This window comes from Micrococcus sp. Alg238-R198, assembly GCF_900537135.1.
GTDB classification, from domain to species: domain Bacteria; phylum Actinomycetota; class Actinomycetes; order Actinomycetales; family Micrococcaceae; genus Micrococcus; species Micrococcus luteus.
In genome coordinates, this window is sequence record NZ_UNRH01000006.1 from 20031 (window position 1) to 33901 (window position 13871).

Here is a 13871-nt window from a genome sequence, read left to right on the forward strand (position 1 = left end):
GCCTCGGCGATGTTATCGGAATGTGATCTTCGTGACCATACTGAGATCTATGCCGTCCGGAGCGCGGTGGGCCGGGCCCGTCGGCGGCCACGTAGGCTGGCGCCCGTGAGCACCACTTCCTCCGACACCCCGGTCCCCGCTGACGCGATCCCCGCCGAGCTCGACGCCCTCGTGGGCGAGTGGCTCTCCGTGCCCGACGTGGCGGAGCGCCTCGACCAGCGCGTGACCCGCGTCCACAACCTCGTGCATGATCGCCGCCTGCTGGCCGTGCGTCGCCCCGAGCCCGCGGTGCGGTCCGTGCCGGCGCTGTTCCTCACCGAGACCGGCGTGCTCGATTCCCTGCAGGGCACGCTCGTGCTGCTGGCCGACGCCGGCTTCTCCGACGAGGAGGCCCTCCGCTGGCTGTTCACCGAGGACGAGTCGTTGCCCGGCCGGCCCATCGACGCACTCCGGGACGGCCGGAAGACCGAGATCCGGCGTCGCGCCCAGGCCCTGGCCTGGTGAGCCGGCCCCGCGGGCGACGATCCGCCCGCGGGGTCCGTCGCCGCTCAGTGGCGGCGCGACGTATATGCATCGATCAGCCGCGTGAGCTCGGCGCTCACGTCCTCGGGGACGCCGTGCGCGAGCAGGCCCGCCACGGCCCCGGCCGCCTCATGCGAGAGCGCCGCGACCCGCTCCTCGACGGCCCGGCGCGCGCCGCACGCCTCGAGGACGCCCTGCCAGTGGGCCACCCGGTCCGCGCCGAGGTCCGGGTCGCCGAGGTCCGCGTCGAGCGCGGCGGCCTCGTCCGGGGCGAGCAGCTCGACGGCGCGGGCGATGAGCACCGTCTGCTTCCCCTCCCGCAGGTCGTCGCCCGCGGGCTTGCCCGTGGTCGCCGGATCGCCGAACACGCCGAGCAGGTCGTCCCGGTACTGGAAGGCCATGCCGAACGGCAGCGACACCCGGGCGAACGCGGTCACCAGCCCGTCGTCCGCCCCCGCCAGCAGCCCACCGAGGGCCAGAGGGTGCACGGCCGAATAGCGCGCCGACTTGTGCTCCACGACCGCCTCGGCGGCCGCCTCGGCCTCGCGGGCACCGCGCGCCGCCGGGGCCATCTCGGCCACCACGTCGAGGTACTGACCCGCCATCACCCCGAAGCGCATCCGCTCGAGCTCGGCCCGCGCCCGGTCCTCCCGGGGGGTGCCGGCGAGGACACGCGCGAAGGCCGTCTCGCTCATCCCCAGGGCGACGTCGCCGGCGAGGATCGCGGCGGAGACGCCGAAGTGCTCCGCGGCGTGGCGCCAGCCCGCCTCCCGGTGGAGGGACTCGAAGCGGCGGTGCACGCTGGGCATCCCGCGGCGGGTGTCCGAGCGGTCCAGGATGTCGTCGTGGATCAGCGCCGCGGCCTGGAACAGCTCGAACGCCGCGCCCGCCTCGGCGATGCGGGGGTCCTCCGCCTCGCCACCGGCCGCCCGCCAGCCGAGCCAGGCCAGGACGGCGCGCAGGCGCTTGCCGCCCGCGGTCAGGTCCGCGATCGCGTCCACGAGGGGCGCCGTCAGCGGGTGGACGTCCCGGGCGAGGTCCCGGTGCTCCGCCAGCAGGCGGTCGAGGGCGTCGGCGACGGCGGCGCGGAAGCGGTCCTGGTCGGCGGGACGGGGGCGGGGGACGGCGACGTCGGCGGGCATGGCCCCACCCTAGCCGCGCCGCGCGACGGATCGCCGGTCCCGGATAGGCTCGGTCCATGTCCGAGACCGCGCCCGCTGCACCCCGCGAGGAGGCGACGATCCTGCACGTGGACATGGACGCGTTCTTCCTGTCCGTCGAGCTGCGCGAACGGCCCGACCTCGAGGGGCGTCCCGCCGCCGTCGCCGCCCCGAGCGGCCGGTCCGTGGTGCTCTCCGCCTCGTACGCGGCGCGGGCCTACGGGGTCCGCTCGGCGATGCCCCTGGCGCACGCCCGCGCCCTGTGCCCGCCCCTCGTGGTCATCCCGCCGCGCCAGCAGCTCTACCGGGCCGTCTCCGCCGAGGTGATGGCCGTGCTCGCGGACGTGACCCCCGTGATGGAGCAGCTCAGCGTGGACGAGGCGTTCCTCGACGTCGCCGGCGCCCGCCGCCGGCTCGGCCCGCCCGAGCACATCGGCCACCTGATCCGGGAGCGCGTCCGCTCCGCGCTGGGGCTGCCGTGCACCGTGGGCGGATCGGCCGTGAAGTTCGTGGCCAAGACGGCGTCCACCGCGGCCAAGCCCGACGGCCTGCTGATCGTGCCGCCGGAGCGCACCCTGGACTTCCTCCATCCGCTGCCCGTGGGCCGGCTGTGGGGCGTGGGCCCCAAGGCGGCCGAGCGGCTCGCCCGGCGGGGGGTGGCGACCATCGGCGACCTCGCCCGGGTGGACCCCGCGCGGCTGGAGGCATCGTTCGGGGCCGCCGGCCGGGAGTGGGCGTCGCTCGCCCGGGGCATCGACCCGCGCCCCGTCGCCCCGCGCCCGGCGGCCCGCAGCATCGGCGCGGACCACACCTTCGACGTCGACCCCGTCGACGTCGCGGGCGTCGGCCCGGAGGTCCTGCGCCTGTGCCACCGGGTCGCGGCCCGGCTGCGCGCGGAGCAGGTCACCGCCGGCGCGGTCACGGTCCGCCTCAAGGCGCCGGACGGGTCGGTCCGCAGCCGCACCGCCCGCCTCGCCCGGCCGACCGCCACGGGCCACGACCTCCTCGGCCCGGCGCGACGGCTCGTCCGCGAGCTGCACGCCGAACGACCGCATCCGGTCCGGCTCGTGGGCGTGCGCGCCGAGCGCCTCGGGGACGAGGCCGATCAGCCCCCGGCCCAGGAGGCGCTCTTCGGCGGTCCCGCCTGGGGGACGGAGGACGCGGCGTCGGAGGAGGGCGACTGGGCCGGCGCCGAGGCCGCCCTGGACGCCGTCGCCCGACGCTTCCCGACGGCGGCCGTGCGGCCGGCGTCGCTGCTGGGTCGCCGCGAGGCCCGCGCCGACGCCCGCCGGGACGCGCCGCGGCCGGGCACCGGAGGCCCGGACCGGGAGTGAGGGGATCCGGGGTCGGCGACGTCGCCACCTGGCTGGGGTGGGGCGGCAGGTCCTATCCTGGAGGGCAAGTCGGACGCGCGGGCGTCCCCTCCCGGTCCCGGAGGTGTCGGAGGCCGCGTTCGAAGGAGTCGCCATGCCCCTCTCAGAGCATGAGCAGCGGATGCTGGACCAGCTGGAGCAGCAGCTGCGCACGGAGGACCCCCGGCTGGCCACCCAGATGGCGGACACGGGGCGGCACCGGCTGCCCGTGGGTCGCGTCGTGGCCGGGGCCGTCCTCGCAGTGGTCGGGCTGCTCGTCGTGGTCCTCGGGGTCGCCAACCACGCGATCCTGCTGGGCGTGCTCGGCGTCGTCGTCATCGGGGCCGGCATCTTCCTGCTGACCACGCGGCCGCGCGCCGTCGCCTCCGGGGCCTCGGGCCCGGTGGCCCGACGGTCGGGCGCACCGAGACGGCAGGGGGGCGGCGACTTCATGGGCCGCCTCGAGCGGCGCTGGGACGAGCGGCGGGCCCGAGGCGACTGAGCGCCTGGCCCGCCGGGCCCCCACCCTCCTCCACTCCAGGCCCCGATCCGCTCCGGATCGGGGCCTTTGCGCTGCCCGAGGCCCCGTCGTCGCCGCGGCCCTCCGCCGGGGGCCCACCGGTCCTCCACTTCCCTCCACGGCGACGCCGGCCCCGGGACCCGCGGGATGGCGTGCCGGACCCGGAAGCCTCGACACGCCCGTGGCGCCGGGACCCGCGTTCCTGGGTTGATGGTGGAGGGAAGTGGGGTAATGTGGAGGAAAGGAGAGAGCATGGGTCCCGACCTTGGTCGGGAGGGACCGCTCGACGAGCCAGGGGGTGTGCCGTGTTCTTGGGCACGTACACCCCCCGGCTCGACGAGAAGTCCCGGCTGATCCTCCCCGCCAAGTTCCGCGAGGAGCTGGCGGAGGGGCTGGTCCTGACCCGGGGTCAGGAGCGCTGCATCTACGTGTTCAGCGCTCGTGAGTTCGAGCGGGTCCACGAGCAGATGAGGTCGGCTCCACTGTCCTCCCGCCAGGCCCGTGACTACATCCGCGTCTTCCTCTCGGGGGCGTCGGACGAGGTCCCGGACAAGCAGGGTCGGGTGACCGTGCCGGCGCCGCTGCGGCAGTACGCGGGGCTGGACCGGGACGTGACCGTGATCGGCGCGGGGACGCGGGTGGAGATCTGGGACTCGGAGTCCTGGAACACCTACCTCGCCGAGCAGGAAGCCGCCTTCTCCGAGACCGACGAGGACGTCCTGCCCGGCGTCTTCTGACCGTGACCACCCGACCTCGAGCGCGACCTCCAGCCGACGCCGCCGCACCTGACCCGTCTTCCCCTGGGCCAGGCGCGGCGGCGGACGGATGGGGATCCCGCCCGAGGTCCGCCAGGACCGCGATGTGAGCAGGAGGTCGAGAGTGGACGCAGGCCAGCCGCGCCCCGAGGACCGCCACCTGCCCGTGATGCGGGACCGCGTCGTCGACCTCCTCGCCCCCGCCGTCCAGGCCGCGCTCGAGGCCGGCCGCACGCCCGTCGCCGTCGACGGCACGCTGGGCATGGGCGGGCACACCGAGGCCCTGCTGGCCCGGTTCCCCCAGCTGCGCGTCATCGGCATCGACCGCGACGCCCACGCCCAGGCCATGGCCGCCGAGCGCCTCGGCCCCCTCGCCGACCGTCTGATCCCCTTCCACGGCACCTACGACCGGGTGCCCGAGGCCATGGCCGCCGCGGGCGTCACGAAGGTCGACGCCGCGCTCTACGACCTCGGCGTGTCCTCCTACCAGCTGGACGACCGGGAGCGTGGCTTCGCCTACTCCTACGACGCTCCGCTGGACATGCGCATGGACGACACCGCCGAGCGCTCCGCCGCGACGCTCGTGGCGGAGCTGGACGAGCAGGAGCTGCGCCGGATCATCCGTCGCGACGGTGAGGAGCGCTTCGCCGGCCCCATCGCACGGGCCATCGTCCGGGCCCGCGCCGAGGCCCCCATCGAGACCACCGGCCGCCTCGTCGAGGTGATCCGCTCGGCCGTCCCCGTCGCCGCGGGGGCCACCGGCGGGCACCCGGCCAAGCGCACCTTCCAGGCCCTGCGCATCGCCGTGAACGAGGAGCTCGACATCCTCGACGCCGCCGTGCCCGCCATCCTCGACGCCCTCCACGTGGGCGGCCGCCTCGTGGTGATGAGCTACCACTCCCTCGAGGACCGCATCACGAAGCGGCATCTGAGCGCGTGGGCCACGTCCACGGCGCCCCCGGGGTTCCCGGTGGTGCTGGAGGAGCACGAACCCGTGGTGCGGGTGCTCACCCGCGGCACCGAGAAGCCCACCGAAGAAGAAATCTCAGAGAACCGTCGCGCCTCCTCCGCGAAAGTGCGTGCGGTTGAGAAGATCAGGACGTCCAGGACCACGGCATGACGCTGCACGAGGAGATGAGCATGGCCGCACACGCACGGATCGCAGAGTCGCTGCGCCCCGGGTCGACCCCCGTCGCCCCCGCGCGGCCGGCTCCGCAGGAGCGCACGCCGCTCTCGGTGGTGCCCGCCCCGCTGCCCCGATCCCGCTCCGGGGTGACCGTGCTGTGCGTCCTCGTGGTGCTCGCCGCGCTCGCGGCGGTGCTCGTCATGAACATCACCATGTCCAACCGGCAGTACGCCCTCCTCGACCTGCGCCAGGAGCAGCAGGCCGTCACCGAGACCAATGAGCGGCTGGCCGAACAGGTGGGCCACCTCGAGGCGCCGCAGAACCTGGCCGCGCGCGCCGACGCCCTCGGGATGGTCGCCCCCGCCGGCACCGCCTCCGTGGACGCGGGCACGGGCGAGTTCAGCGGCGAGGCCCAGGCGGCCCAGGACGGCGACGTCTCCGCCACCTACGTCGCGCCGCCGGCGGACGCGGACGCGGTCCGCCAGGGGGCGTCCGACGACGGCCAGGACGAGATCGAGGGACCGCGCACCCTCGGCGGCGAGGACGCCTCCGCCGCCCCCGACCAGGACGCCGCCGACCGTTGATCGACCGTCCCGCCTCGCACCTTCCCCGCGGCGGATCGACGGTCGGGCCCGCTCCCGGGCACCCCGCCGTGCGCACCCGCATCCTTCTCCTGCTCGTCTTCGTCCTGCTCGGCGGGCTCGCACTGCGGCTCGTCTACGTGCAGGGCATCGACCCCACGGGGCAGGCCGCGGCGGCCATGGACCAGCGCCTGACCCACCAGGAGACCCTGCCGCAGCGCGGGTCCATCCTGGACCGCGACGGCGACGTGCTGGCCGCCAGCGTGCGCCGCTACGACATCGTCGTGGACCAGCGCCTCGTCAAGGACTTCAACGAATGGGACCGCGAGGCCCGGGAGACCGTGCTGGTGGACGTGGACTCCCGCCTGGCCAGCCTGGCCGAGGTGCTCGGCATGTCGGAGGAGGAGGTGCGCGAGGCCACCATCGGCTCCCGCCCGTACGCCGTGGTGCGTCGCTCCGTGACCCCGGAGGTGCGGGACAAGGCCATGGCGCTCAACGTGCCGGGCCTGCTCTCCGAGGCGGTGGACCGCCGCACCTACCCGAACGGGTCGGTCGCCGGCAGCATCATCGGCTTCATGGGTGGCGACGGCACCGCCCTCGAGGGCCTCGAGCTCAGCCAGGACGACGTCATGACCGGCACCCCGGGCACCCGCACGTTCGAGGTGGGCGCGGACGGCATCCGCATCCCCAACGCCCCGCTCGAGGAGGTTCCGGCCGTGGACGGCGCCGACCTGCGCCTGACCGTGGACAAGGACGCCCAGTGGTTCGCGCAGGAGACCCTCGGCGCCCTCGCCGCCGAGTACGACGCGGAGTGGGCGAACGCCGTCGTGATGGACGTGAAGACGGGCGACGTGATCGTCATGGCGGACTCCACCACGGTGGACCCCGCCGACCCCGACGCCACCGAGGGGAACTTCCGCACCTCCACCGTGATGAGCACCCCGTACGAGCCGGGCTCCACGGGCAAGGCGCTGCCGATCGCGGCCGCCGTCGACGCCGGGAAGGTCACCGCCACGGACGGCTTCACCGTCCCCAGCAGCCAGGACTTCGACGGGCAGACCATCCGGGACTTCTCCCCGCACCCGACGTTCGACATGACCGTGGCAGGCATCTACGCGCGCTCCTACAACACGGGCACGGTGCAGATCGCCGAGAAGATCACGGACGAGCAGCGCTACGAGTACATGCGCTCCTTCGGGGTCGGCCAGCCCATCGACCTCGGCCTGCCGCAGCAGGCGGGCAGCGTCCTCGTCCCGCCCGAACAGTGGGACGGCCGCCAGCGCCTGACCACGGCCTTCGGCCAGGGCTACACCCAGACCACCCTGCACACCGCCCAGATGTACCAGGCCCTCGCCAACGGCGGCGTGCTGATCCCGGCCCGGCTGATCGACGCCACGGTGGACGGCGACGCCGCGGAGAAGCGCTGGGAGTCGTCCGCGGAGCCCCACCGCGTGGTCTCCGAGGAGACGGCGGCGCAGATGCTCCGCATGATGGAGACCGTCGTGACGCAGGGCACCAGCAAGGCCGCCGCGATCCCCGGGTATCGCGTGGGCGGCAAGTCCTCCACCGCCGAGGCCGCGAGCGACACCGGCACGTACGACGGCTACAACCTCGGCTTCACCGCCGTCGCCCCGCTCGACGACCCCCGCTTCGTGGTGTCCGTGTCCATGCATCGGCCGCCGTCGAAGCAGGGCTCCCGGGACGTGTCCATCGCGGCCGCCACGATCATGGAGTACATGCTCCGCCAGGCGGACGTGCCCGCCACCGGAGCCGAGCCGAACGACTACCGCGTCTTCGTGGACGATCCACAGGACCGGCCGTGGTGACCCACGCCTCCGGCCCCGAGCACCCCAGGAGCACCCCCATGACCACCCCGAGTGACCCCCCTGCGCCGCTGACCCCGGCCCAGCAGGACGCCGCCTTCCGGCCCTCCCACACCCCCGCCACGCCCTGGCCCGCCCTCGCACAGGCGCTGGCCGAGGCGGGGATCGCGGCCCACGTCCACGGCGCGGCCCCGGCCGACGGCGTCACGGGGGTCAGCCTCGACTCGCGTGTCGTGCGCCCGGGCGACCTCTACGTCGCCGTTCCGGGGGCGCGCGCCCACGGCGCGGCGTTCGCGGCCACGGCGCTGGAGGCCGGCGCCGTCGGCGTCCTGACGGACGCGGCGGGCCGCGCGCTCCTGGCGGAGCAGGGCCTGGTCGACGTCCCGGTGCTCGAGGTCGACGCCGTGCGCACCGCCGCCGGCACCGTGGCGGCCCGCGTCTACGGCGGCGGGGGCGACGCCGGCCCGCGCCTGCTCGGCGTGACCGGCACCAACGGCAAGACCACCACGAGCTTCCTCGCCGCCGCCCTGCTCGAGGCCCTGGGGCGCCGGTCGGGCATCGTGGGCACGATCCTGATCCGCGCGGGGGAGCGGGAGGTCCCCTCCACGCTCACCACGCCCGAGGCCACCCAGCTGCACGCCCTCATGGCGCTCATGCGCGAGGAGGAGGTGGACACCGCCGTCATGGAGGTCTCCTCCCACGCCGTGGCGTACCAGCGGATCGCCGGCCTGCGCTACGCGGTGGCCGGGTTCACCAACCTGACCCAGGACCACCTGGACATGCACGGCTCGATGCAGGAGTACTTCGCGGCCAAGGCCGGTCTGTTCGACCCCGCCCGCACCGACCACGCCGTCATCACGCTCGACGGCGGCGAGGGACCCCGCTGGGGCGTCGCCATGGCCCGGGCCGCCGGCGTTCCCGTCACCACGCTCGCCCTCGGGCCGGCCGCGCCGACGCCGGGCGCCCTGGCCGAACATGACCCCGGCCTCCGGGCGGACTGGGAGGTCGCCGAGCTCGCGCCGGACGGCCTCGGCCACCGCTTCACGCTGCGCCACGCGGCCACGGGCCGGGAGCTGCGGGCCTCCGTCGGTCTGCCGGGCCGCTTCAACGTGGCCAACGCGGCCCTCGCGGTCCTGCTCGTGCTGCACGCCGTGGGGGAGGAGCACCTGGACGCGCTCGCCGCCGTCCTGGACGTGCCCGCGGGCGAGGGCCCTCTGGCCGCCGCCGTCCCGGGGCGGATGGAGGTCGTGGGCCGCGAGCCGGACGCCGTCGTCGACTTCGCGCACAACCCGGACGGCATGGTCCAGGCGCTGCGCTCCCTCGCCGACGCCCGGGCGTCGGCGGGGACGCGCGGCCGCACCCTGATCGTGTTCGGCTCCGCCGGCGACCGCGACCGTGACAAGCGGCCCGTGATGGGCGCGATCGCGGCCCGGGCGGCGGATGTGGTGATCGTCACCGACGACACCCCCCACTCGGAGGATCCGGCCCCGATCCGCGCCCACATCCTCGCCGGCGCCCGCGCCGAGGCCGACCGCATCGCGCGGGAGGAGGGCCGCACGGTCGTGATCGAGGAGGTGGCCGACCGTGCGGCGGCCATCCGCCGCGCCGTGGAGCTGGCGGGGCCGCAGGACGGCATCCTCCTGGCCGGCCGCGGGCACGAGACCACGATGGACTACGACGGCGAGCTCGTCCCGCTGGACGACCGGGTGGCCCTGCGCGAGGCCCTGGCCGCCCGTGTCGCGGCGGCCTCCGCCTCGGGCTCCGGCCCAGTCCGCGAGGGTAAGGTCATCGAGTCATGATCGCTCTCACCGCAGCTCAGATCGCCGAGGCCGTGTCCGGCACGCTCTCGGCCACCCTCGACCCCGCCACCGTGCTGGTGCACGTCACCCCCGACTCGCGGGAGGTCACCGCCGAGGGCACGCTCTACGTGGCGAAGCCGGGGGAGCGCGCCGACGGCCACGACTTCATCGACGCCGCGCTGGGTGCCGGCGCCGCCGCTGTGCTCGCCGAGCACGTCACACACGCCCCCGACGGCGCCGCGCACCCGGCGATCATCGTGGAGGACGCCGTGCTCGCGATGGGCGCGCTCGCCCGGGAGGTCGTGCGCCGCGTCCGGGGGCACTCCCCGACCAGCGTCATCGGCATCACCGGCTCGGCCGGCAAGACCACCACCAAGGACCTGCTCGCTGCCCTGCTGGCCACCCAGGGCCCCACCGTCGCACCGGTCGGCTCGTACAACGGCGAGGTCGGCGTGCCGCTCACGGTGTTCCGGGCGGAGCTGGACACGCGCTTCCTCGTGGTCGAGATGGGCGCGGACCACGTCGGCAACATCGCGTACCTCTGCGACATCGTGCGCCCGGACATCGGCGTCGTGCTCATGGTGGGCACCGCCCATGCGGGCAGCTTCGGCGGCGTGGCGAACATCGCGCGCACCAAGGGCGAGCTCGTGGAGGCCCTCGGCCCCGAGGGCGTCGCCGTCCTCAACCTCGACGACGAGCGTGTCGCCGGCATGGCGGCACGGACCGCCGCCCCGATCACCTGGTTCACCGCGGACGAGCGGGGCGTCGCCCGCGCGGCCGAGGACGTGGCCGCCGGCCGCGCGTCGGGACTCGTCGCCGCACGGGACGTGCGAGCCGACGACCAGGAGCGCCCCGTCTTCGACCTGCAGGTCGGGACGGATGAGGCCGCCGTGCGGCATCCGGTCGCCTCCGGACTGACCGGCCTGCACCACGTGCACAACGTGCTGGCCGCCGCCGCGGCCGCCCACGCCGCCGGCATGGACCCGGCCGAGATCGCCCGTGGTCTCGACGGGCTCGGGCCCGCCAGCCGCTTCCGGATGGAGCGCACCGACCGCGCGGACGGCGTCACGATCATCAACGACGCGTACAACGCCAACCCCGAGTCCATGCGCGCCGCGCTGCGGACGCTGGCCACCCTCGGCCGCTCCAGCGGCCGCCGCACCTGGGCCGTCCTGGGGGAGATGCTCGAGCTCGGCGATGCCCGCGTCCGTGAGCACACCCTCGTGGGCGAGTCCGTGGTGCGCCTGAACATCGCCCAGCTGCTGGTGGTGGGCGCCGGAGCCCGGCCGCTCTACATCGGCGCCCTCAACGAGGGCAGCTGGGGCGAGGAGGCGCACTTCGTCGACGACGCCGCGCAGGCCGAGGCGTTCCTCGCCGAGCACCTGCGCCCCGGCGACCTCGTCCTCGTCAAGTCCTCCAACGGCGTCGGGCTCGCGGCCCTCGGCGAGCGCCTCGCCACGGCCGACGCCGTCGCCGCCCCCTCCGCCTCCCCGAAGGAGTCCCGACCGTGATCGGACTGCTCATCGGCGGCGTGCTCGGCCTGGTCCTCTCGGCCGTCGGCACCCCGCTGTTCATCAGGTTCCTCGTCAAGCGCGGATACGGCCAGTTCGTCCGCGACGACGGCCCGACCACCCACAAGACCAAGCGCGGCACGCCCACGATGGGCGGCGCGGTCATCATCGGCTCCATGGTGCTGGCGTACCTGATCACCCACGGGCTGCTCGCGGTGTTCGGCGTCGACTTCGGCGGGCCCACGGCCTCCGGCCTGATCCTGCTGCTGCTCACGGTGGGCATGGCCTTCGTCGGGTTCGTGGACGACTTCACGAAGATCACGAAGCAGCGCTCGCTCGGCCTGACGCCGCGCGGCAAGATCATCCTCCAGGCCCTGATCGGCACCGCCTTCGCGGTCCTCGCCCTGAACTTCCCGGACGAGCGGGGCCTGACCCCCGCCTCGACGGCGATCTCCTTCGCCCGGGACATCCCGTGGCTCGACCTGGCCTTCGCCGGACCCGCGATCGGCGTCATCCTGTTCGTGATCTGGTCGAACCTCATCACCACCGCCACCACGAACGCCGTGAACCTCACGGATGGCCTCGACGGGCTAGCCACGGGCGCCACCGCCATGATCACGGGCGCCTACGTCCTGATATCGCTCTTCCAGTCGAGCCAGTCCTGCGCGCTCGAGGGCACCCGCGGCTGCTACGAGGTCCGCGACCCCATGGACCTCGCCCTGCTCGCGGCGATCCTCACGGGCAGCCTGCTGGGCTTCCTCTGGTGGAACACCTCCCCGGCCAAGATCTTCATGGGGGACACCGGCTCCCTGGGCCTGGGCGGCGCCCTGGCCGGCTTCGCGATCTTCACGCGCACCGAGATGCTGGTGGCCGTGCTGGCCGGCCTCATGGTCGCGATCACCCTCTCCGTCATCATCCAGGTGGGCTGGTTCAAGGTCTCCGGCGGCAAGCGCGTGTTCCTCATGGCGCCGCTGCAGCACCACTTCGAGCTCAAGGGCTGGGCCGAGGTGACCGTCGTGGTCCGCTTCTGGCTGCTGTCCCTGATGTGCGTCACCGTGGGGCTCGCGATCTTCTACGGCGACTGGCTCATCCGCCAGGGCGGCCTCGCGGGGGTGACCCCGTGACCGGCCCCGCGTCCGACGCCGCGCCCGCACCGGTGCGCCGGCCCCGCGCCGACACCGCCCGCACCGCCGACCTCACGTCCTGGGACGCTCCGGGGTGGGCCGGCCTGCGTGTCGTCGTCACGGGCCTGGGCCTCACCGGCTTCTCCGTGGCCGACACCCTGGCCGAGCTGGGCGCCGCCGTCGTGGTGGTGGACGGCGATGACGGGCCGGAGAACCGGGCGCGCGCCGAGACCCTGCGGATCGTGGGGGTCCGCGAGGTCCTGCTGGACCGGGCGGCCACGCAGGCGCTGCCCGAGGTCGACGGCGCCGCCGCGGACCTCGTCGTGACCTCCCCGGGCTGGCGGCCGGACCAGCCGCTGCTGATGGCCGCCCACGCGGCGGGCCTGCCGATCTGGTCCGACGTCGAACTCGCCTGGCGGCTGCGCGAGCGCGCCGGCCGGAAGACCGCCGACTGGGTGTGCCTGACGGGCACGAACGGCAAGACGACGACCGTGACGATGGTCGAGGCCATCCTGCGGGCGGACGGCCGTCGGGCGGTGGCCTGCGGCAACGTCGGCACCCCCGTGCTCGACGCGATCCGCGACCCGGAGGGCTTCGACGTGCTCGCCCTCGAGCTCTCCAGCTTCCAGCTGCACTGGACGCACGGCCTGGCCCCGGCGTCGTCGGCGGTGCTGAACCTGGCCGAGGACCACGTGGACTGGCACGGCTCGATGGAGGAGTACGCCGCCGCCAAGGGCAAGGTGTATGCGAACACGCGGGTGGCCTGCGTGTTCAACGAGCAGGACCCGCTGACCCGCACCCTCGTGGAGCGCGCGGACGTCCAGGAGGGCTGCCGCGCGATCGGCTTCACCACGGACACCCCGGGCCTGTCCGACATCGGCGTCGTGGACGGGATCCTCGTGGACCGTGCGTTCCTGGACAACCGGCGCCACGAGGCGATCGCCCTGGCCGAGCGCGCCGACCTGGGCCCGGTGGCGCCGCGCCACACCACGGCCAACGCGGCCGCCGCGGCGGCGCTGACCCGGGCCGTCGGGGTGAGCCCCGCGGCCGTGGCCGAGGGCCTGCGCGCCTACGACCGCGGCGAGCACCGCATCCAGCTCGTGGCCACCTCCCGCGACGTCATGTGGGTCAACGACTCCAAGGCGACGAACCCGCACGCCGCGGACGCGTCGCTGGCGGCGTTCAGCTCCGTGGTGTGGCTGGCCGGCGGCCTGCCCAAGGGCGTGACCTATCACGAGCTGGTGGCCGCGCACGCCCACCGGCTCCGCGCGGTGGTGCTCCTGGGCAGGGACACCTCGGCCCTGCGCGCTGCCCTGGCCGCGCACGCCCCCGAGGTCCCCGTCCACGCCCCCCTCGCCGCGGCCGACGGCACCGGCCCCGCCGACGGCGCGGCCGTGATGGCCGAGGCGGTGCGCGTGGCCGACGGCCTGGCCCGCCCCGGCGACACCGTGCTCATGGCGCCCGCCGCGGCGTCGATGGATCAGTTCCGCTCCTACGCGGCCCGCGGCGACGCGTTCATCGAGGCCGTCGCCGGGCTGATGCGCGAGCACGGCTGGGACGTGCCCGACGACGCCGCGCCCGACGCCGACTGACCCGCC

General features: G+C 74.9%; 12 protein-coding genes. 11 read left to right on the forward strand and 1 reads right to left on the reverse strand.

Going from position 1 to position 13871, the window contains the following annotated elements:
- Positions 1–105: 105 nt before the first annotated feature.
- Complete coding sequence (locus tag G6R13_RS07145; protein WP_049158988.1) at positions 106–504, forward strand: Rv2175c family DNA-binding protein; 399 nt, start codon at positions 106–108, stop codon at positions 502–504.
- 44 nt (positions 505–548) lie between these two features.
- On the opposite strand, the gene G6R13_RS07150 is transcribed toward G6R13_RS07145, so the two are convergent.
- Positions 549–1664, reverse strand: coding sequence for a polyprenyl synthetase family protein (locus G6R13_RS07150; RefSeq protein ID WP_136939956.1), 1116 nt, complete (start codon positions 1662–1664; stop codon positions 549–551).
- Between the two features lie 56 nt (positions 1665–1720).
- Between G6R13_RS07150 and dinB the strand changes: the two genes are divergently transcribed.
- From dinB to murD, 10 genes are all read left to right on the forward strand, one after another.
- Positions 1721–3016 (forward strand): DNA polymerase IV, encoded by a 1296-nt coding sequence (gene dinB, locus G6R13_RS07155; RefSeq protein ID WP_163721308.1) that lies wholly within the window; start codon positions 1721–1723, stop codon positions 3014–3016.
- Between the two features lie 133 nt (positions 3017–3149).
- A complete protein-coding gene (locus G6R13_RS07160; RefSeq protein ID WP_002854577.1) occupies positions 3150–3536 on the forward strand; it encodes a DUF3040 domain-containing protein in 387 nt (128 codons plus the stop codon).
- 323 nt (positions 3537–3859) lie between these two features.
- Entirely contained in the window at positions 3860–4291 is a 432-nt protein-coding gene (gene mraZ / locus G6R13_RS07165; RefSeq protein WP_002854575.1) for a division/cell wall cluster transcriptional repressor MraZ, read from the forward strand.
- Between the two features lie 142 nt (positions 4292–4433).
- A complete protein-coding gene (rsmH, locus tag G6R13_RS07170; protein WP_073116573.1) occupies positions 4434–5429 on the forward strand; it encodes a 16S rRNA (cytosine(1402)-N(4))-methyltransferase RsmH in 996 nt (331 codons plus the stop codon).
- Positions 5426–6019, forward strand: a complete 594-nt coding sequence (locus tag G6R13_RS07175; RefSeq protein WP_144879636.1) for a hypothetical protein — start codon at positions 5426–5428, stop codon at positions 6017–6019. The genes rsmH and G6R13_RS07175 overlap by 4 nt, the downstream gene beginning before the upstream one ends.
- Positions 6020–6087: 68 nt before the next feature.
- The gene (locus tag G6R13_RS07180; RefSeq protein ID WP_240335720.1) at positions 6088–7842 is read left to right on the forward strand and encodes a penicillin-binding protein 2; all 1755 of its coding nucleotides are present in this window, start codon (positions 6088–6090) and stop codon (positions 7840–7842) included.
- 38 nt (positions 7843–7880) lie between these two features.
- Positions 7881–9638, forward strand: a complete 1758-nt coding sequence (locus G6R13_RS07185) for a UDP-N-acetylmuramoyl-L-alanyl-D-glutamate--2,6-diaminopimelate ligase (RefSeq protein WP_163721312.1) — start codon at positions 7881–7883, stop codon at positions 9636–9638.
- Complete coding sequence (murF, locus tag G6R13_RS07190; protein ID WP_144879642.1) at positions 9635–11149, forward strand: UDP-N-acetylmuramoyl-tripeptide--D-alanyl-D-alanine ligase; 1515 nt, start codon at positions 9635–9637, stop codon at positions 11147–11149. Before G6R13_RS07185 ends, murF begins: the two co-directional genes overlap by 4 nt.
- Positions 11146–12273 (forward strand): phospho-N-acetylmuramoyl-pentapeptide-transferase, encoded by a 1128-nt coding sequence (gene mraY / locus G6R13_RS07195; protein ID WP_144879644.1) that lies wholly within the window; start codon positions 11146–11148, stop codon positions 12271–12273. Before murF ends, mraY begins: the two co-directional genes overlap by 4 nt.
- Positions 12270–13865 (forward strand): UDP-N-acetylmuramoyl-L-alanine--D-glutamate ligase, encoded by a 1596-nt coding sequence (gene murD / locus G6R13_RS07200; protein ID WP_186303351.1) that lies wholly within the window; start codon positions 12270–12272, stop codon positions 13863–13865. The genes mraY and murD overlap by 4 nt, the downstream gene beginning before the upstream one ends.
- Positions 13866–13871 lie beyond the last annotated feature (6 nt).